The following is an 18,346-nucleotide window of genomic DNA, read 5'->3' as shown; positions in this document are numbered from 1 at the left end:
GGTGACTGAATTTGTCATCGGGATAATCTCTTTATTAAATTCAAACATAAAGCATGAGTGTAACACTTATTATTATTATTCTAACGGTTGGTATATCTATCTATGCCTGGTCTAACGAAGACTTATTACGCAACTGGATATTCCATCCGTTTTCAGTAAACAAAAATCACCAATATTATCGCTTTGTTACTTCCGGGTTTCTGCACGCCGATTGGATGCACTTATTTTTTAACATGCTCACGCTTTATTTCTTTGGTGAGATGGTAGAAACCGTTTTTATTTATCATTACGGTCCGCAGATAGGTATATTCTTATACTTGCTTATTTACCTGGGAGGCATGATAGTAGCCGATTTACCTTCTTACATTAAGCACAAAAAAGATTATGATTACAGAGCTCTGGGTGCTTCCGGCGCAGTTTCGGCCATTATCTTTTCCAGCATTTTGTTTAATCCTACCCGCGAAATCTGCCTGTATGCTTTCCTTTGTATGCCTGGTTTTGTTTTTGGATTGTTGTATCTGATATACTCTTATTACCAGAGCAAGCAAATGGGAGACAATATTAACCATGATGCCCATTTATACGGAGCAATATTCGGTTTTATCTTAGCTATTTTTTTAGTGCCGGGTTCTTTTGGCAGTTTTGTGCAGCAGATTGCGCAATGGGGAATTTTTTAATTCTTCAAGCTGGGGTTCAGATAATCAACACACATTTTGTTAATATCTAGAGAATATTGATTCACTGAAAAGAAAGTTTAATAAAGACCTTATTGCCTGGTAAACCATCAAATCACATAGACCATCTACCGAACTTTTTCTTCTTTTCTGTTATCTTACAACGACCTTTTGTATAAGTACTGTCAGGTAGTAACCAGTGAAACTAACATTATTGATATGACTATTTAGACAAAAGGTGCTTTAAGGATGAAAAGCTGGGCTTTTAAAAGCAAGATAGGTGGCAATTAATTATTTGGGGTTAAGGTTAATTTGTCGCGCAGTAAGCTTAATTGTGCTTATAAATATGAACATCTTCCCATAAACCCATGATATTTTCCTTTTCTCCAACTAAAATATCAATCTGGTTTTTAATACGTTTGTTCATTGTATCTCGAACTACGTAGAAGCCATCCATCCTTTTATTAATCCCTTTTACGTGCAGGGTATCGCCAAAGTCAATTGTACCACCCCAACGGGTTAACAGATTGCGCGAAACTGCTATCCAGCGGTGCTTACTTGGTTTTTTATATTTTATTTTAGAGTTATCGGCAGTTATTAAAGGAGAATCATCCGTCTGATTTTCTACCGGAAAATATACAGAGGCAGTAACCTTAATTGATTGGATAGGTTTAGTAGCGACGGCTACTTTTCTGATTGGTATTTGTATTACTTCGGTGGGAGCGCTGGGAGCAGGATTCTCTTTCTTGGGTGCGGATTGGATAGGAAGAATTTTTGGAAGGGAAAAAATAAACATCGAGAGAATACCAAATAGCTTGTATTTAACCATAGCTTTTTATTTAGTGGAACAATTTTTTAAAAGCAGTGAATTCTTAAACGCTCTTACTAGTGAAATGTTTCATTGCCTGTAATGATCAGTTGGTTAATTACTTGATAATAAAGGTACTTTGCCAATCTATAACTTGTGCAAAAGTGCTTTGTTCCACGTGAATCTTTAATAAAACAATGAGATTGAGCCCAAAAATTATTTAACAGAAAACGAGAAAAAATAAATGTTTTTTGTGGCCTTATCTATTCGGTATCACATCTCAGATGAAAGCTTCAACCTAAAATGAAATTGTAAAATAAAAAAGCAGGTGCTTTGAAGCAAAGAATTGCCTAATAAAAATCATTTTAGCAGGTTTACTAAATCAGTGAAAAAGTAAATCTTGAAAATATTTCCGTTTTATTTCTCAAAATTATTTTAAGAAATAAAACTACATTGTATGGTTGTATATAAAGCAGAATGCCGGTTAATATTAACCGGCATTCTGCTTTAAAAACTAATAAGATATATTATTAAAAGTTGTTTTCGGTGTTAGCATCACCATCATTATTATCCCGGTCTTCTAAGTCTTTCTCGTTAGTTTGGCGGTACGTATTATCAAAATTCTCATCTGATTTTGGAGAACCCGTACCAATAAACGTTCTTTTATAAAAATCACTATCAGACTTTGTTTCATTGGCAGAATCTTCCTGCGTTTGTTCATTCTTTGTTTTAGTCTGGTCTTCTCTATATTTATTTTTATCGTCTTCCATGGTTGTATAATCGTTAATAGGTTGTTTTTACTACCTGTTTTTACTGCTTAATAGTAAAGAAGGTTCTGAATAAGTTAAGCTATACCAGCATTAAAGAAATTTATTTGCTTGCCAAATAAGGAAAATAGCTAATGAGGTCTATATCCTTACATAGTTAAAGCGGGAGAGGAATAGTAGATTTTCAAAGGTTTGGTTAAAAGTAACTATAATTGAAAAGTTATTCATTCCTGATTTATTAACGTGTTAATAAAAGCTTCTGATAATTCTCTGCTCTTAAACTATAATAGTAAGCTGCTAAGAGAATTACAGCACAATAGGGACCTGGTTTTAAACAAAAAGTCCTGCTCACAAGCAGGACTTTTACACAGCTTAGCCTTTGTTATTCGGCTTTGGCATTAATCCAGCCTTTGGCCAGTTTGTTTAATTTAGCATCGGTATTTTTCTCTTCTTTTAAGGTCTCCGATAACAATTCGTGCGCTTCTTTCTGGCCCAGGCGCTCGGCATAGTAAGCAGCGGTACCATAACCTGATATTTCGTAATGTTCTATGCGTTGCGCTGAAGCTACTAAACCAGCATCTTTCACTTCAGGGGTTGCTTTCTCATCAATCATGTCCTGACCTTCTTCAATTAAACCTTCCATGGCTTTGCACTTGGTTCTCCCCGGGGTTATACCAATTAACTCGCAGACTTTCTCCAGGCGTTCTTTCTGAGCTTTTGTTTCTTGCAGGTGTAGTTCAAAGGCAGCTTTCAATTTAGGGTCTTGCGCTGTTTCGGCCATTTTGGGTAAAGCCTCTAATAATTGTTTTTCGGCACTGTATAAATCTTTTATTTCGTGATGAAAAAGATCTTCTAGATTTTTAAGTTTAGTCATAGCTTTATTTTTTTCGGGTTTAATTATTAACTTTCAACCTATACGGGTTAGTTTTTATTGAGTTAAAATCTAATTCATTTTTTTAGAACTAATCGAAGGAAGCAAACAGCTAATATATTTCTAACTTAAACATAAAACTATGGATAACATTATGCAAAACACCAGAACAAAAGTATTTACATTGATATTAGCCAGCAGCTTATGGGCCTGTACTAAAACAGTTACCAACACCTCTAATCCGGAAACTGTAAGCTTAGTTAAAAAATGGGAGACTGAAGGAAATTTACTTACTCCGGAATCAGTGTTGTACGATCGGGGGAATAAAGTAATTTACGTATCGAACATAAACGGGCAAGCCGGCGATAAGGATGGTAATGGCTCTATTGGGCGGGTAGATTTAAATGGTAAAATTGAGCAGGCAGAGTGGGTAAAAGGTTTGGACGCGCCGAAGGGCATGGGACTGCATAAAGGAATGCTGTACGTAGCAGATCTAACCAAAGTAGTAGTAATTGATACCAAAACCGGCCAGAAAGTTCAGGATATTGAACTCCCAGGGGCGCAATTTCTGAACGATATTACTGTAGCCGCCGATGGAAGTGTTTATGTTTCGGATTCAAGTGGTAAGAAGGTTTACTTGGTAAAAGATAATGTCGCTAGTGTTTACATGGAAAGTGACCAACTTGTAAGACCCAATGGTTTGCTAGCCCACGAAGGCAAACTTTACCTGGTAGATATGCAACCAGGTATTTTTTACCAGATAGATGGTAATACCAAAAGTCTGAATAAAGTTGCGGAAGGTTTAACGAGTGGCGATGGCATTGTACCGGTAGGGAAAGGTGATTTTATTGTTTCTAACTGGAATGGCGAAATCAATTATTTATTTGCAAATGGGCAGGTTAAAAAGCTACTGGATACAAAAGAGGCAAAAGTAAATGCCGCTGATATAGACTTTATTCCGGAAAGAAACCTGGTGTTGGTGCCTACTTTTTTCAACAACAAAGTAATGGCTTACGAACTAAAGCGGTAAGTTGTATAGTGAATGATTTTTTTGACGGCCGGAAAAGTTATCAACGCTTCCGGCCGTTTTATTTTGTTTAAGATGCTGCTCTTTTTTATTCTCCTTTATTTAACCTTTAATGTATTGTTAGGCTTTTGGGCCTCCCGGCGCGTTAATAATACCCAGGATTTTTTATTAGCGGGCCGAAAGCTTACCCTACCAATGGCGACTGCGGTGGTGTTTGCTACCTGGTTTGGCTCCGAAACCTTATTGGGCGCTTCTTCTGAATTTGCGGAGAAAGGGCTTATAGGCGTAATTGAGGATCCTTTTGGCGCTGCTCTCTGTTTATTCTTAGTTGGGTTATTTTTTGCCCGGAAACTTTACCGCATGAACTTGCTCACCTTCGGTGACTTTTACCGGGTGCGCTACAACCGTCAGACCGAACTAATTGCTTCTATTTTTCTGGTGGTTTCATATTTTGGCTGGATCGCGGCGCAGCTGGTAGCGTTAGGCATTATCCTAAATTTAGTGGTGAATATTCCTTTAATCGTGGGCATATTGCTCGGCTTTATAGTGGTAGTAGGATACACTTATTTAGGAGGCATGTGGTCCGTTTCTGTAACCGATTTTCTGCAAACAATAATGATTATTTTAGGGCTACTTTTCGTGGTAGGAAGTTTATTAATCCAATTCCCTTTCTCTGAAGTTATGCACCAGCCTCCGGCTGATTTCTTTAGGTTTACGCCTGTTGCGAAAGCGTATTCTACGGAATGGATTAACTATTTCGCCATGTGGATAACCATTGGTTTGGGGTCTATTCCCCAGCAGGATGTTTTCCAGAGAGTGATGTCTTCTAAATCCGAAAAAGTAGCCGTTTATGCCTCCTTTATGGCCGGTATTTTATATCTGACGGTAGCCTTTATGCCGCTGTTGATAAGTTTATACGCGAAAGTGCTGCATCCGGAACTGATGCAGCAGGATACTCAATTATTATTGCCAGTGCTCATTTTACAACAATCTTCTATGTGGATGAAAGTTCTTTTTTTTGGGGCTTTGTTATCGGCAATAATGAGCACTGCCAGTGGAGCTATGCTGGCGCCTGCAGCCATTCTGAGTGAGAATATTTTAAAACCTGTTTATAGGAACATAACAGATAAACAGCTACTGCATCTGTCAAGGGTAAGTGTATTATTGGTAGCAGTGGTGTCGCTGGGCTTTGCCTTGCTGCGTAGTAATATTTACGAGTTAGTAAGCGAATCATCAGCCTTGAGTCTGGTTTCTTTGTTTGTACCCATGGTGGCTGGTATTTATATACCGCGTACCAGTTCGCGGGCGGCATTCATTTCTATGTTGGCCGGAATGGGTGTTTGGTTGATGGCCCTGGCCGTTGGTACAGCTATTAATCCTTTGATTTACGGTTTAGGCGCCAGTTTTCTTGGACTTGGATTGGGCCTTTTTTGGTGGCCCAAACTTAGTGGCCCGATTATTAAAGCGGAAGCTTTTAAGTAAGGGAGTAAAACTGGATATTTTAGTTGTCTTTTTTAACTTTGTAAGATATACGCAAATAATAATTAGCAGAACCTTTATAATATGGGAAGAGCATTTGAATTCAGGAAAGCCCGGAAGTTTAAAAGATGGGATAAAATGTCTAAGGCCTTTTCGCGGCTGGGCAAAGAAATTGTAATAGCAGTAAAAGAAGGCGGACCTAATCCGGAGGCCAATGCCCGTTTACGTACGGCTATCCAGAATGCCAAAGGGGTGAATATGCCCAAGGATAGGGTAGAGGCCGCTATAAAGCGGGCTTCTTCTAAAGAAGAAAAAGATTACGAAGAGATTGTGTACGAAGGCTACGGTCCGCATGGCATTGCTATTTTAATTGAAGCCGCTACTGATAATATTAACCGAACCGTTGCCAATATACGGGTATACTTATCCCGGGCCGGCGGCAGCTTAGGTAAAACCGGCTCGCTCGATTTTATATTTACCCGAAAAGGTATATTCCGGTTGCCGTCCGAAGGTTTAAATCTGGAGGAACTGGAACTTGATTTAATTGACTATGGTGCGGAAGATATTTACGAACACGAAGGAGAAGTGATTATTGAAACGGCCTTCACCGATTTTGGTGCCATGCAAAAAGCTTTAGAGGAAAGAGGCTTGCCGGTAACTACTGCCGAGTTGCAGCGCATTCCGAATACCCGCACCGAATTGACCGATGAGCAGGCCGAAGAAATTGAAGAACTGCTGGAGAAAATAGAAGAAGATGACGACGTACAGGCCGTATACCACAATATGAAGTAAGTGGATAACGTTAAAGGAACTAACAGGATAACTTATCGGTTCCTTTAAGATAATTAGCTAAGAAACAGCCTCTTTCATGAAAAAACTGCTCTTATTTTTTGCTTTGTTCTTTTTAATATTGGCCGATATTCAGGCCGCTAAACCTAAACGCTACGGATTTACAGCTTCCTTCCGTGTTCCACGTGCAACAAAGGAGGTTTTACTCGATTCTACCTTGTCCTGGATAAGAGAAAACCTGCCAACGAGCCAGTTTTATCTCCGCGATATTAACGAAACGGAGAGCTATGTTACTTACCGGGCAACGAACAAAGGTGATTTTGGAAAAGTATCGTATGACCTTACTTTTTATACTGCCAAAAACGTGGTAGACATGGTAGTAGATAATGTAGAGCATTCCAGAAATGGCCGGCTTCCCCGCGAGTTCCGTTCTAAAGGAACGCCGAAGCGGAAAACTAAAAAGTATTTATCCTCACTGTCTAAAGACTTAGGCCAATATTTACGGGACCTGAAAAACTCCCGCAGCCTGGCCTCTTCAAATTAATACGAAGCAACTTAAAGAGTACGGACGCCTGGTGTAAGCCGGGCGTTCGTATTTTAAGGGCTTAACTAACATCCATTGTTCTAACCAGGTTATGGGCATATAATTGAACTAAAAACCTAAATATTCGTTAGTAGCGGTTATTTAAGAGTATTACCAGATTAATTGATTTTATGAAAGAGAAGTTTGCCGTTATTTTTGATATGGATGGCGTGATCATCGATAGCAATCCGTATCATAAAGAGGCTTGGCTGCAGTTTGCCGAAAAATATAATGTAGAACTGAAAGAAGAAGAAGTACCGGAAAAAATTTTCGGAAAAACCAATACCACTGCGCTGCGCGACGTCTTTCAGAAGGAATTCAGTCCCGAAGAAAACTTTAAAATGGGCGAAGAAAAAGAGGCCATTTACCGTGAATTGCACGGCAAAGAAATGGTTCCTATTACTGGTTTCCGAGAATTTATTCAAATGCTAAAAGATAACGGAATACCAATGGCCGTTGCAACCAATGCCCCGGTTTCGAACGTCGATTTTATAATGGAAAAAACTGGCCTTCGGCACTACTTCGATGTGGTAATTGATGCCAGTTCGGTTAAACATGGCAAGCCCGATCCGGAAATATACCTGAAGTCGGCGGAAAAGCTTGGCGTACCGTCGCAGCATTGTATTGTGATGGAAGACTCGGTGCCGGGCGCCGAAGCTGGCATACGGGCGGGCATGAAAGTAGTGGCTATTACTACTTCCCATTCGAAAGAAGAACTCAACCATACCGATTTGGTGATTGATGGCTATGAGGAATTGTCAATGGAAAAACTAATATCTTTGTTCGATTAAAAAGATCAAAAAGAAGATATTCCTTACTTAACCACTTAACACATGCCCGCACATCCGTGGCTGGAATTTGCCAAACGCGTACAGGCGCTGGCGCAAGCCGGCCTTACTTATGCCGAAAATAGTTATGACCAGGAACGCTACCAGGAGCTAAGCGAAATAAGTGTAGCTATTTTGGCCGAACTTTCCGGTGAAGAAGTGCCCCGGATTAAAGACTTATTCACGAACGAGATTGGCTACCAAACGCCAAAAACCGATGTGCGGGCCGTTGTTTTTAAGGATGGTAAAATCCTGATGGTGCGCGAAAAAATAGATAATTGCTGGTCGTTGCCGGGCGGGTGGGCCGATGTCGGTTTTTCGCCGGGCGAAGTGGCCGTAAAAGAAACCCGCGAAGAAGCCGGCTTAGAAGTGAAGCCCACCAAAATATTAGCCGTACTGGATAAAAAATGCCACCCGCATCCGCCTTCGCCATACCACACCTACAAAATTTTTATCTTGTGCGAAACCATTGGAGGCACTTTACAGGAAGGCTCCGAAATATTGGCGGCTGAATATTTCGACCGTACTGAATTGCCGGAACTATCAACAGAGCGGGGAACCGTTTCGCAAGTGCAACTCATGTTCGAGTTCCTGGATAACCCAGCTAAAGCAACGGTATTCGATTAATAGTCGGTTTTATATAGCAGGTGCTGAAGATTTACATTGATTTTTCAGGAATTATAGGCTGCATAGATCTAATGCAAAAATCTTTTCTGAACCTTTTTATAACTTAAAGGGCTATCAGGCAGCCGAAAGCCGCCGTCTGTTCTAAAACTTACAGCGCAACAGTGGCTTAATTATCGGTGCTGCTTTAGCCTTTAGCGAAGGCTAAAAACATTTCTTGCCCTCTGTTCACCCAAGCAGAATTACCGTAAATTGCCGTTATGCTATATTTATAATAACTGGTGCAGGATCACATTCAGATATTAGGGATCTCGTTGGGTTTAGGCTTACTGGTGGGGTTGCAGCGACAAATGGCCAACTCGCAAGTGGCTGGCATCCGCACCTTTCCTATGTTTACGATGCTGGGTACTTTATCGGCTTTTCTGTCCCAGGCTTTTGGTGGTTGGATATTAGCAGCGGGATTTATCTCTGTAACGGCCTTGTTGGTAATCGCTAATCTGCTCCGGAGCAGAACCCAGGAACCGATAAGCCCCGGACAAACCACCGAAGCCGCCGTTTTACTAATGTACGGGGTTGGCGCCTATCTGGTAGCCGGCGATAGAACCATTGCGATAGCCATTGGAGGCTTGGTAGCAGTATTGCTGCATTTTAAAAAGCCACTCCACGGGTTTATCCAGAAAGTCGGATACGATGATAGCCGGGTAGTGATGCAATTTGTGCTTATTTCTCTTGTAATACTGCCCATTTTGCCCAACCAGGCCTTCGGTCCTTACCGGGTGCTTAATCCACACGATATCTGGCTAATGGTGGTGCTAATAGTGGGTATTGGCATGTGCGGCTATTTTGCCTATAAATTTTTCGGTAAACAGGCTGGTACTTTATTAGGTGGCATATTGGGCGGGCTTATCTCCAGTACGGCTACCACGGTATCGTACGCCCGCCGCACGAAACATACACCAGATGCCTCGGTTTTAGCGGCGTATGTAATCTTAACGGCCTCTACGGTAGCTTTTCTACGGATTATCGTCGAAATAATAGTAGTGGCACCGCGCCAGGCCGGCCAGCTAGTGCCGCCGCTGGCCGCTTTATTCCTACTTCTGTTGGGCATAATCGGGGCTTTATATTTCTGGAACCGCCACAAACAGGAAGAAGCTCAGATTCCGGAACAAGGCAACCCGGCCGAATTAAAAAGCGCGTTTGTTTTTGCCGGACTTTATGCCCTGGTAATGTTGGGTACCGCGGCCGCGCGCGATTATTTTGGAAATAGCGGGCTTTACGCCGTTGGTTTTTTATCGGGTTTAACTGATGTTGATGCCATCACCCTCTCTACCGCCAAATTGGTACAAAGCGAAAAGCTTCATGCCCATACCGGCTGGCAGGTTATATTAATTGCTGCTTTATCGAATCTATTATTTAAAGGCGCCATGGTAGCAGTATTGGGCCACCGCCGGTTGTTTTATCAAGTAGCTATCTTATTCAGTATTGCTATTACCGGAGGCTTGTTGATGTTGTGGTTCTGGCCCCAAAAGGCCTTTCTTCAATTTTAATTCTTGTTGATAATACTATACCGTTTAGGTAAGTATACTTTTATTAATTTCTGAATAGCAAGCAATTAATAAGTAATAATAGACTTTAAATTCGAAATTATTAACCAACCAGATACGCCAGATTTCTTAATTACGCTTAATTTAAAGTTGCTTATATAAGGGGTGGCTATATCTTTCAGACAGGATTTTCGTAAATATTTTGTAAAATAAATATTTGCCCTAAAACTTAAATACCTAAACTATGAAAAAACTGGCAATATGGAGTTACAGTCTGGCTCTAAGTGCCGCCGTTTTGGCCTGTGAGTCTCGGACTACGACTCAAACCACTACTAGCACCAATGGTAACGATACTACCACAGTAACCCGCCGTACTACCAAAGCCTCCGACGAGCTGGAAGAATTTCGGGGTTGGGTTAAAAACAAAGCTAACCGCACCGACAGCGCGGCCCGCGAAAATTGGCCCGAAGTTAAAGAAGATTTTAAACGCCGTACTGCCCGCCTGGACAGCAAAGCGGATAGTTTATCGGCAGATGCCCGCGCAGAATATAATCGATTAAAAGCGGAGTATCAAACCTGGGAAGAGGAAAACGAAAGACGGGCCCAACAGCCTTTAGACCCTAATAAACTGCGACAATGGGAGCAGGAATTGCTTGGCCCTACGAAAGAGCTGACTACCTTAACGGCTGCTGATATGCGCGAAACCTATTTACTCTTTATGGGTATTGTGCGGGCGAAAAAAAATAAATGGTCCCAGGACGACTGGGATTATGTAGATAATGTGTATTCGCGCCTGAATGATCGCAAAGAAGAACTCGAAGGAGGTTTGTCGGCGGGCGATAGGCTTAAGATTAAATCGTTACAAGCAGAGTACCTGGCTTTGGAGGCCTCCCACGATGCCAAAGACTTATACCAGCACGTCCGGAAATAAAAATATTCTTTTAGTAAGCAAAGCCTGTTATAGCACATAACAGGCTTTTTTATTAGTTTACACCCAAATATTTGTGGTTTTGGACTTATACTAAACCAGCCAAATAGAACTGCTGGGTTCCGGTGCCGGACTACCTATTGCAACTTCCCTCAAACGTTATCAGATAACCAATATGCGGGTAAAACTGCTTCTTGCGCTCTTAAGTTTAGCCAGTTCGGTGGCTTTCTCCCAAACCGGTACCAACCCGCCATCCGTAAAATGGCGGCAAATAAATACCGAAAGTTTTAAAATAATATTCCCCGCCGAACTGGAGCAGGAAGGGCAACGCATGGCAAACACCATGCAATATATTCATAAACCGCTCTCTGGTTCCCTGGGCCACGCACCGCACAAAATTCCGTTGGTATTGCAAAACCAGGGGGTAATTTCTAACGGCTTTGTAGCTTTATCGCCACGGCGCAGCGAATTTTATACCACCGCGCCGCAGAATTATAATTTAAGTGGTACCAACAACTGGTTAAACTTGCTGGCCATGCACGAGTTCCGGCACATGGTGCAGTACGAAAAAGCTTACCATAGCCGCGTTAAGCTGGCGTATTATCCTTTCGGGCAGAATGGTATATTGGCTTTAAGCAACGCTGCCGTGCCGAGCTGGTTCTGGGAGGGCGATGCGGTAGCTACCGAAACGGCGTTCTCGCCGAGCGGTCGCGGGCGCATTCCGGATTTTGATTTATTGTTCCGGACTATCTTGCTCGAACGTAAGCCTTACCGCTACAACAAGCAACACCTGGGCTCTTTCCGCGACAATGTCCCCAACCATTATGTAACCGGCTACCACCTGGTAACGCACCTGCGCCGCAAAGCCGGAACTGACATCTGGGGTAAAGTAATGCAGCAAGCCCTGGATCAATTTTATGTGCCGTTCACCTTTTCGAGAGCCATACGCCAGCAGGCCGGTAAACGCTTAACGGCCACTTACCGCGCCATGACGCACGAACTGGATTCGCTTTGGACGCAACAAGCCGACAGCTTGCCCCAGACGCCGGCTATTGTTTTAACCCAGCGCCGCAACCGCACTTACACCGATTATTTGTACCCCCAACCTTTATCCGACGGCGGCTTTATTGCCCTTAAAAGTGGGTTAAGCGATATCCAAACTTTTGTGCGCTTAGATGCCGATGGCCGCAACGAACGTAAAATATTTACGCCGGGTATTTTAACGAGCAACGGCATGCTTTCGGTGGTAGATGAAAAAATTGTCTGGAGCGAATACGAGTACGATCCGCGCTGGGATACCCGCAACTATTCCATAATAAAAACCTACGACCTGGAAACCGGAACGTATCAGGTATTAAAGCGCCAGACCCGCCTGGCGGCACCCGCTTTTTCGCCCAATGCCCACACCATTGCCGCCATTGAAGTAAGCACCCAAAATATTAATTCGTTGGTTTTGTTAGATGCTGATACCGGGGAAGAACTCAAGCGCTGGCCTAGTCCGCAAAACGATTTTATTTCGATGCCGAGGTGGGCACCCGATGGGAAAAGCGTAGTGTTGTTGCGCACCCGCAACAACACCCGCACCATAGTCCAGGTTGATGTAGAAACTGGTACCTTCACCGATTTAATGCCACCCACCTCCGAAAATATTGGGCACCCGGTTATCACCGATAAATACGTTTTCTATAATTCGCCTTATAATGGTATCGAGAATATTTATGCGCTGGACCTAATTACCCGGCAGCAGTACCAGGTGGCATCGCGGCGGTACGCGGGCATTAACCCGGCCGTAACTACCAATGGTAAAGGAATATTATTCAACGATTTTTCCTTAAGAGGGTACAATGTTTACACCATGTCGCTGAACCCGGATAATTGGATACCCCTGGCAAAGGTTGTTAAAAGTAAAGTAAATTATTACGGGCCATTGGTTGAGCAGGAGGGAACCCCTAATATTTTGACTAATGTACCAGCTAAAACATACCCTGTGCAGAAATATAGCCGCCTGAAACATATTTTTAACCCGCATAGCTGGATGCCGAGCCTGGACCCGGAAGGTAATTCGGTTTCGCTGGCTATTTTATCGCAGGATATTCTGAGTACAGCCGTTTCAACGGTAGGTTATACGCGTAACCTGAGCGAAAGCAGCAACCGGGTATTTGCCGGCGTTAGTTATCTAGGATATTACCCAGTAATAAATCTAACGGGTGCTACCGGCTACCGCACTACTCAGGAAAACGACACCACCTATCAATGGCGCGAAAAAAATATTACCGCCGGTCTGGCTTTGCCACTTAACCTGACCCGCTCCAAATACCTGCAATCTTTAACCTTGTCTACCAATGCCCAGATTAATAGCATTTCGGACTTTTACCGGCCCCGGCGCGTCTTAACCGAACAAGCCAATGGGGTTTTGCGCAACGTTAATTATTCGGCGAGCTATAATCGAGTCTTACGCCAAAGCCGTCGCGATTTGGCGGGCCGTTTTGAGCAGCGAGCATCTTTGTATTACAATCATACACCCTTCGGTGGAGATTACAGCGGCGAAATATTTACGGCTACTACCCGGCTGGCTTTCCCTGGGTTGTTAAAGCACCACTCTTTGCAGTTAACGGGTAATTACCAGAAAGAAGATACCCACGATTATATTTTCAGCAGCCCCATGCGGTTTGTCAGGGGGTATGGTTACCGGCCACATGACGAATTCTATGGAGGTTCGGTGCAATATAAGTTCCCAATATTTTATCCTGATTTTGCGCTCGGCCCTTTCTTCTATTTTCAGCGCCTGAAAAGCAATATTTTTTATGATTACGGGTACGGCCAGCGCTACGACCGGCGAAACCAAGTCAACCGGAATTATACCTACCAATCAGTCGGGTTGGAGCTTACTACCGATTTTAATTTCATGCGCTTACAAGGCGTTTTGTTCGATGCCGGTGTACGGGTGCTTTATCGTCCAGATACCCAAAAGCCATCCATAGAATTTATTGTGGGTGAGTTTAATTTGTAGAGTAAGCCATTAGCGCAACTTATGTCTTTAATCTAAAATAGCATTGCAACTTAACGCTACTTTGCTTGTTTATTGTATTAACCTATCAAGTCCACTATTGTCATTCAGGAGGAAACTATTTAGCAGACAACCAACAAGTTTCCTCCTGAATGACAGGGTGAGATTGCTTAAATCAGGCCAATATTTATTGTGGATAAGTGAATGTTGAAGCAAAACACCTCCGGCTAAAAACAAATTGTTTTTAGCCGGAGGTGCTATAATCAGTGGGAGATATCCACAAAATGTTGCCAGAAAAACGGCTACTGTTTACTACTTCCCGTCGTAGTTTGTATCGTTAATTCGTCTTTGCTTTTAGCTTCCAGTTCGGCCAATGTCCAGGTTTTGGTGCGGCTGGCGTGGGCGGTTCTGATTTTCTTTACTTCTTCGGGCGTAACGGCTGCCGAAACAGTAGGCCGGATAGTAAAGCCATTCGCCTTACTGGCAGAAGGCGGAGCCATGCCGGGTTGCACACCGCCGTAATTGCGGGGTGGCGGTCCGCCAAATTCATGACGAATATAGCTAACCACACCGGCAATCCATTCATCACTGTTCGCTGACATAGACGGCATTACACTTGCATACGTTTTGCCATCTACCGGGCCCGATAAACCGTGCATCACAATCCGGATAGCGGTATTTTTTTCGAGGAAGGCCAGGCGCTTGGAATCTTTAAGCGGCGGGGCGGCCATGCTGCTGCCGGCAACCGCTAATCCTTTGCCATCAGCCCCGTGGCACGAAGCGCACAACGATTTAAAAGTAGCTGCACCCTGCAATATTAAACTGCGGTCAGCGGCCGGTAAGTTAGCTAGTTTACTGCCGTAATTTTTAGTGTTTTCGTTCTTAACCAGGGCATCCTGTGTAGCTACCAGCATTTCGATGTTGGTGTTCTGATCTAATATCTGCTTGGTTATTGCTTTAGCCGCTGGCGCTTTACTTTCGTAAAGGGATAACAATAACTGCACCCGTACATCGTAATTTGGATCATTCTGTAATTTAGCTACTTCAGCTAGCATTTGAGCATTGTTCTGCTTTAAGTAAGGTTCACTTATCCACACGGCGGTTCTTCTTACCTGCGGGTGTTCATCTTTTAAAGCAGTTATTAATATTTCTTTATCCACCGCCTCTAAACCTTCCAAGGTCCATAAGGCGTGGATGCGAGCTAAATGGCTGGGCGTTTTGAATTTGCCAATTGGTCCGCCCGAAATAATGCTTTTCAAGGCTGTTACCACCGACTTATCTTGTTTTACAATTATTTGTTTCTGCGCATTATCGCGCCACCAACCGTTCGGGTGATCGAGGTAAGTCAGGAGTTCCGAACTGCTTTGGTTTAGTAGCTGGGGCTTAGGTGCTTTGGTGCGGGCGGTGCTGTTGTGTACTAAGCGGTAAATGCGGCCGTGGCCAACGTTCTTATCTAAGCCTAAACTGTCAATCCGCTGGCGCAGAAAGGAGCCGGGTTTGGTCCAGTTGCCCTGTTGAATAATGCCCCGGTGCATATCCACAATATACAGGTTACCGTCGGGACCGGTTGCGGTATTTACGGGTCGGAAATTCATATCGGAAGAAGAGATAAACTCCTGACGATCATAAGCATTTTCTAAAGTGGTTTTGCCATTGTTGTTGATAACTTTTGCACGGCGGATAATGCGGGCCACGGGTTCGCAAACAATATAATCGCCGCGCAAATCGGCTGGCAACCTATCGCCGCGGTAAATAGACTGGCCGCAGGAGGCCGTGAAATGGTTTAGCGTTACATCTGGGCGCAGGCGAGGAAAGCCGCCTTGTACATCGGGCGTCGCAATAATGGGCCACACCTCCTGAAACTTGGCGCTGTACTGGTCCGGGAACTCCAGGCCACCGTAAACCGGATTTATCTGGAATCCGGAAGCCGGAATTTCGCCGCCGGCCCGCGAATAATAGATGCGGCCGTAATCGTCGTGGGTTACGCCCCATTGTCCACCCGAACCGCTGGTGATGGTATCGATCTGCATGGTGCCATTGGTATACCGGAAGCGGATCGGATCGTAAGTCAGGTACATCCAGTTATCCAGGTTCCAGTCCAGGCCACTGCGCTGGTGTTCCATATTAGCGCCGTTTACATCGTACTTATCGTTCTGGTAAACTAATTTTTTCTGGTCGGCTTTGCCGTCACCGTCCGTATCGCGGTAACTATGGATGTTAATAGTGTTCGTTTCGTTTACCAGCAGCTCATCGTTTACACATTGGATCATCCGGGGCAAGAGCAGTTTATCAATAAAAACTGAGCTCTTATCCATTTTGCCGTCGTTGTTCGTGTCTTCTAACCTGGTGATGCGGCTGATGGGCTGGCGTTCGCCACTGGCATTGGCATCCTGCATGTAGGTCAGCATTTCAGCCACGTACAAACGACCATTTCCGTCCCAGGCTATGGCTACCGGTTCCTTAATCATGGGTTCACTGGCCACCAGTTCCAGTTTGTAGCCAGCCGGCACATGAATGGTTTTCATGCTTTCCTGCGGTGATAAATAAGCCGGTGAAGGTTTTGGGTTGAACTCGGGTTTAAAATTGGCAGTATCGCCGGAAGTACCTTGGGGTGGTTTACAGGATAGCACCAGCAGCGAGAATGCCAGCAGGCTCAGGAACGATTGTTTTTTTTTCATTTTAATTATTGGTGGTTCAAATAAGCTCAAAACAGCGGTAAGCTTTATGATTAAACATCCGTTCGGAACCCATTTGTATAAATGCTTGGGGCTTATTATTTTACACTGGTTTGTAATTTATAAAAAATAAAATATTGGTGCTGTAAATTTTTAGCACAGTTTGTTTAAATCAGTAAAAAGATGGGCATAAAAAAACCTGCTGGTAAGAGCAGGTTCCTTTAAAAATTATCTTAATTCAAATTAATTATTATTCGAGGCTGCCCGAATAATCTTGCAGAAATAACCCAATCCTATCGATGGTTTGGGACAGTTCTTCTACAGTAGGCAGAAACACTACTCGGAAGTGATCCGGCTGCGGCCAGTTAAAACCGGTACCATGTACTACTAATATTTTCTGATCGATTAATAAATCCAGCGCAAATTGCTGGTCGTCTTTAATGTTATATTTTTCTACGTCAATTTTTGGGAACATGTAAAAAGCCCCTCTGGGTTTAACGCAGGTTATACCCGGAATCTGCGTTAACTTTTCGTAGGCCGCATCGCGCTGCCGACGCAAACGGCCAGTGGGTAATACCAAATCTTTAATGCTTTGGTAACCGCCCAGGGCCGTCTGGATGGCGAACTGCGAAGGCACATTGCTGCACAAACGCATACTGGCCAGCGCTGTTATCCCTTCTATGTACGATTTTGCCCGGTACTTGGCGCCGCTCACAATCAGCCAGCCCGCCCGGAAACCAGCGGCCCGGTAATTTTTAGATAAACCGCTAAACGTCAGAAATAAAATATCATCCGAAAAAGTAGCTGGCGAAAAATGAACGGCATCGTCGTACAAAATGCGATCGTAAATCTCGTCGGAGAAAATAATTAGGTTGTGGCGCTCCGCAATGGCAACCATTTGCCGCAAAACCTCTTCGGAATATACGGCCCCGGTGGGATTATTGGGGTTAATAATAACCATGCCTTTGGTACGGGGCGTAATTTTGCTTTCCAAATCAGCTAAATCGGGAAACCAATCGGCGGCTTCATTGCAACGGTAATGCACGGCTTTGCCACCCGCTAAGTTAACCGAAGCGGTCCAGAGCGGATAATCCGGGGCCGGAATCAATATTTCATCGCCGTTATTCAGCAGGGCCTGCATTGAGAGCAGAATCAGCTCACTTACGCCGTTGCCAATGTAAATATCATCTATCTGCACGTTAGGAATGCCTTTGCGCTGGCAATCGTGCATTACCGCTTTACGGGCCGCAAATAATCCTTTAGAATCGGTGTAGCCTTGCGCTCGCCGGATATTAATAATTACATCGTGAATAATCTCGTCGGGGGCGTCAAAGCCAAAGGGGGCCGGATTGCCGATATTCAGGCGGGTAATTTTGTAGCCTTGCATTTCGAGCTCCAGCGCTTTTTCAAATATCGGGCCGCGAATTTCGTAGAAAACGTTCAGCAGCCGGTTACTTTTCTGAATCATGGAATTATAATTTGAGCTTAAAGGTAAAAAATTAGTTTTTAGCTTTGAGCTATTAAGCGTTAGTTTTTAGGTAATTGCGCTTTCTTATTAGTTGGTAAATAATTTTTTCAGAATAAATCGGGGGTGATGTTGCGCCTTGCTATTTACCCAAAGGGTAAAATATTGGCTTTTTCGGCTGCTTGGTACATGTTTTACGCCAGACGTAGGGTAGCCTATTCGGCTGTTGGGAGCATTGCGTTTTAAACGGTTTCTACCAGATTTTATTTTTTGCTTAA

Annotated in this window: 15 protein-coding genes; 10 read left to right on the top strand and 5 right to left on the bottom strand. The window is 43.6% G+C overall.

The annotated features are described in order from the left end of the window. The first annotated feature begins 53 nt into the window (after positions 1–53). The gene (locus AAE02nite_RS09890) at positions 54–677 is read left to right on the top strand and encodes a rhomboid family intramembrane serine protease (protein WP_146897562.1); all 624 of its coding nucleotides are present in this window, start codon (positions 54–56) and stop codon (positions 675–677) included. A 325-nt stretch (positions 678–1,002) separates the two neighbouring features. On the opposite strand, the gene AAE02nite_RS09885 is transcribed toward AAE02nite_RS09890, so the two are convergent. The 3 genes from AAE02nite_RS09885 to AAE02nite_RS09875 all read right to left on the bottom strand — a co-directional run bounded on the left by AAE02nite_RS09885 (position 1,003) and on the right by AAE02nite_RS09875 (position 3,123). Next, entirely contained in the window at positions 1,003–1,503 is a 501-nt protein-coding gene (locus AAE02nite_RS09885) for an RlpA-like double-psi beta-barrel domain-containing protein (protein ID WP_146897561.1), read from the bottom strand. A 509-nt stretch (positions 1,504–2,012) separates the two neighbouring features. Next, positions 2,013–2,252, bottom strand: coding sequence for a hypothetical protein (locus AAE02nite_RS09880; protein ID WP_146897560.1), 240 nt, complete (start codon positions 2,250–2,252; stop codon positions 2,013–2,015). Between the two features lie 379 nt (positions 2,253–2,631). Beyond that, positions 2,632–3,123, bottom strand: coding sequence for a YciE/YciF ferroxidase family protein (locus tag AAE02nite_RS09875; protein WP_146897559.1), 492 nt, complete (start codon positions 3,121–3,123; stop codon positions 2,632–2,634). A 139-nt stretch (positions 3,124–3,262) separates the two neighbouring features. Here AAE02nite_RS09875 and AAE02nite_RS09870 point away from each other — a divergent pair, with 139 nt between their 5' ends. The 9 genes from AAE02nite_RS09870 (at position 3,263) to AAE02nite_RS09830 (ending at position 13,931) form a co-directional block, all read left to right on the top strand. After that, positions 3,263–4,150 carry an SMP-30/gluconolactonase/LRE family protein gene (locus tag AAE02nite_RS09870; RefSeq protein WP_146897558.1) on the top strand — a complete coding sequence of 296 codons (888 nt, stop codon included), beginning with the start codon at positions 3,263–3,265 and terminating at the stop codon, positions 4,148–4,150. A gap of 12 nt (positions 4,151–4,162) precedes the next feature. Next, entirely contained in the window at positions 4,163–5,629 is a 1,467-nt protein-coding gene (locus AAE02nite_RS09865) for a high affinity choline transporter 1 (RefSeq protein ID WP_246150921.1), read from the top strand. An 81-nt stretch (positions 5,630–5,710) separates the two neighbouring features. Beyond that, positions 5,711–6,418, top strand: a complete 708-nt coding sequence (locus AAE02nite_RS09860) for a YebC/PmpR family DNA-binding transcriptional regulator (RefSeq protein ID WP_146897557.1) — start codon at positions 5,711–5,713, stop codon at positions 6,416–6,418. Between the two features lie 76 nt (positions 6,419–6,494). Further along, positions 6,495–6,959 (top strand): hypothetical protein, encoded by a 465-nt coding sequence (locus tag AAE02nite_RS09855; RefSeq protein WP_146897556.1) that lies wholly within the window; start codon positions 6,495–6,497, stop codon positions 6,957–6,959. Between the two features lie 170 nt (positions 6,960–7,129). After that, positions 7,130–7,789, top strand: coding sequence for an HAD family hydrolase (locus AAE02nite_RS09850; RefSeq protein ID WP_146897555.1), 660 nt, complete (start codon positions 7,130–7,132; stop codon positions 7,787–7,789). Positions 7,790–7,831: 42 nt separating this feature from the next. Continuing rightward, positions 7,832–8,452, top strand: coding sequence for an NUDIX hydrolase (locus AAE02nite_RS09845; RefSeq protein WP_146897554.1), 621 nt, complete (start codon positions 7,832–7,834; stop codon positions 8,450–8,452). Between the two features lie 278 nt (positions 8,453–8,730). Then, positions 8,731–9,996: an MgtC/SapB family protein gene (locus AAE02nite_RS09840; RefSeq protein WP_246150919.1), complete on the top strand. Its 1,266-nt coding sequence runs from the start codon at positions 8,731–8,733 to the stop codon at positions 9,994–9,996. Positions 9,997–10,237: 241 nt separating this feature from the next. After that, entirely contained in the window at positions 10,238–10,924 is a 687-nt protein-coding gene (locus tag AAE02nite_RS09835; RefSeq protein ID WP_146897552.1) for a DUF6565 domain-containing protein, read from the top strand. A 172-nt stretch (positions 10,925–11,096) separates the two neighbouring features. Beyond that, the gene (locus tag AAE02nite_RS09830) at positions 11,097–13,931 is read left to right on the top strand and encodes a TolB-like translocation protein (protein WP_146897551.1); all 2,835 of its coding nucleotides are present in this window, start codon (positions 11,097–11,099) and stop codon (positions 13,929–13,931) included. A 299-nt stretch (positions 13,932–14,230) separates the two neighbouring features. Here AAE02nite_RS09830 and AAE02nite_RS09825 read toward each other — a convergent pair whose 3' ends face one another. Further along, complete coding sequence (locus tag AAE02nite_RS09825; RefSeq protein ID WP_146897550.1) at positions 14,231–16,606, bottom strand: DUF7133 domain-containing protein; 2,376 nt, start codon at positions 16,604–16,606, stop codon at positions 14,231–14,233. Between the two features lie 247 nt (positions 16,607–16,853). After that, complete coding sequence (locus AAE02nite_RS09820) at positions 16,854–18,071, bottom strand: pyridoxal phosphate-dependent aminotransferase (RefSeq protein ID WP_146897549.1); 1,218 nt, start codon at positions 18,069–18,071, stop codon at positions 16,854–16,856. Between the last annotated feature and the right edge of the window lie 275 nt (positions 18,072–18,346).

It is taken from the genome of Adhaeribacter aerolatus, assembly GCF_007991635.1.
GTDB lineage: Bacteria > Bacteroidota > Bacteroidia > Cytophagales > Hymenobacteraceae > Adhaeribacter > Adhaeribacter aerolatus.
Note: the sequence above shows the minus strand (reverse complement) of the source record. Positions and strands in the feature narration are given on the sequence as shown.

Excerpts from the sequence above, each read along its gene's own strand:
- AAE02nite_RS09855 (WP_146897556.1), top strand. The coding sequence starts at position 6,495 with ATGAAAAAACTGCTCTTATTTTTTGCTTTGTTCTTTTTAATATTGGCC.
- AAE02nite_RS09825 (WP_146897550.1), bottom strand. The coding sequence starts at position 16,606 with ATGAAAAAAAAACAATCGTTCCTGAGCCTGCTGGCATTCTCGCTGCTG.
- AAE02nite_RS09860 (WP_146897557.1), top strand. The coding sequence starts at position 5,711 with ATGGGAAGAGCATTTGAATTCAGGAAAGCCCGGAAGTTTAAAAGATGG.
- AAE02nite_RS09890 (WP_146897562.1), top strand. The coding sequence starts at position 54 with ATGAGTGTAACACTTATTATTATTATTCTAACGGTTGGTATATCTATC.
- AAE02nite_RS09830 (WP_146897551.1), top strand. The coding sequence starts at position 11,097 with ATGCGGGTAAAACTGCTTCTTGCGCTCTTAAGTTTAGCCAGTTCGGTG.
- AAE02nite_RS09880 (WP_146897560.1), bottom strand. The coding sequence starts at position 2,252 with ATGGAAGACGATAAAAATAAATATAGAGAAGACCAGACTAAAACAAAG.
- AAE02nite_RS09835 (WP_146897552.1), top strand. The coding sequence starts at position 10,238 with ATGAAAAAACTGGCAATATGGAGTTACAGTCTGGCTCTAAGTGCCGCC.
- AAE02nite_RS09870 (WP_146897558.1), top strand. The coding sequence starts at position 3,263 with ATGGATAACATTATGCAAAACACCAGAACAAAAGTATTTACATTGATA.
- AAE02nite_RS09845 (WP_146897554.1), top strand. The coding sequence starts at position 7,832 with ATGCCCGCACATCCGTGGCTGGAATTTGCCAAACGCGTACAGGCGCTG.
- AAE02nite_RS09820 (WP_146897549.1), bottom strand. The coding sequence starts at position 18,071 with ATGATTCAGAAAAGTAACCGGCTGCTGAACGTTTTCTACGAAATTCGC.
- AAE02nite_RS09865 (WP_246150921.1), top strand. The coding sequence starts at position 4,163 with ATGATTTTTTTGACGGCCGGAAAAGTTATCAACGCTTCCGGCCGTTTT.
- AAE02nite_RS09885 (WP_146897561.1), bottom strand. The coding sequence starts at position 1,503 with ATGGTTAAATACAAGCTATTTGGTATTCTCTCGATGTTTATTTTTTCC.
- AAE02nite_RS09850 (WP_146897555.1), top strand. The coding sequence starts at position 7,130 with ATGAAAGAGAAGTTTGCCGTTATTTTTGATATGGATGGCGTGATCATC.
- AAE02nite_RS09875 (WP_146897559.1), bottom strand. The coding sequence starts at position 3,123 with ATGACTAAACTTAAAAATCTAGAAGATCTTTTTCATCACGAAATAAAA.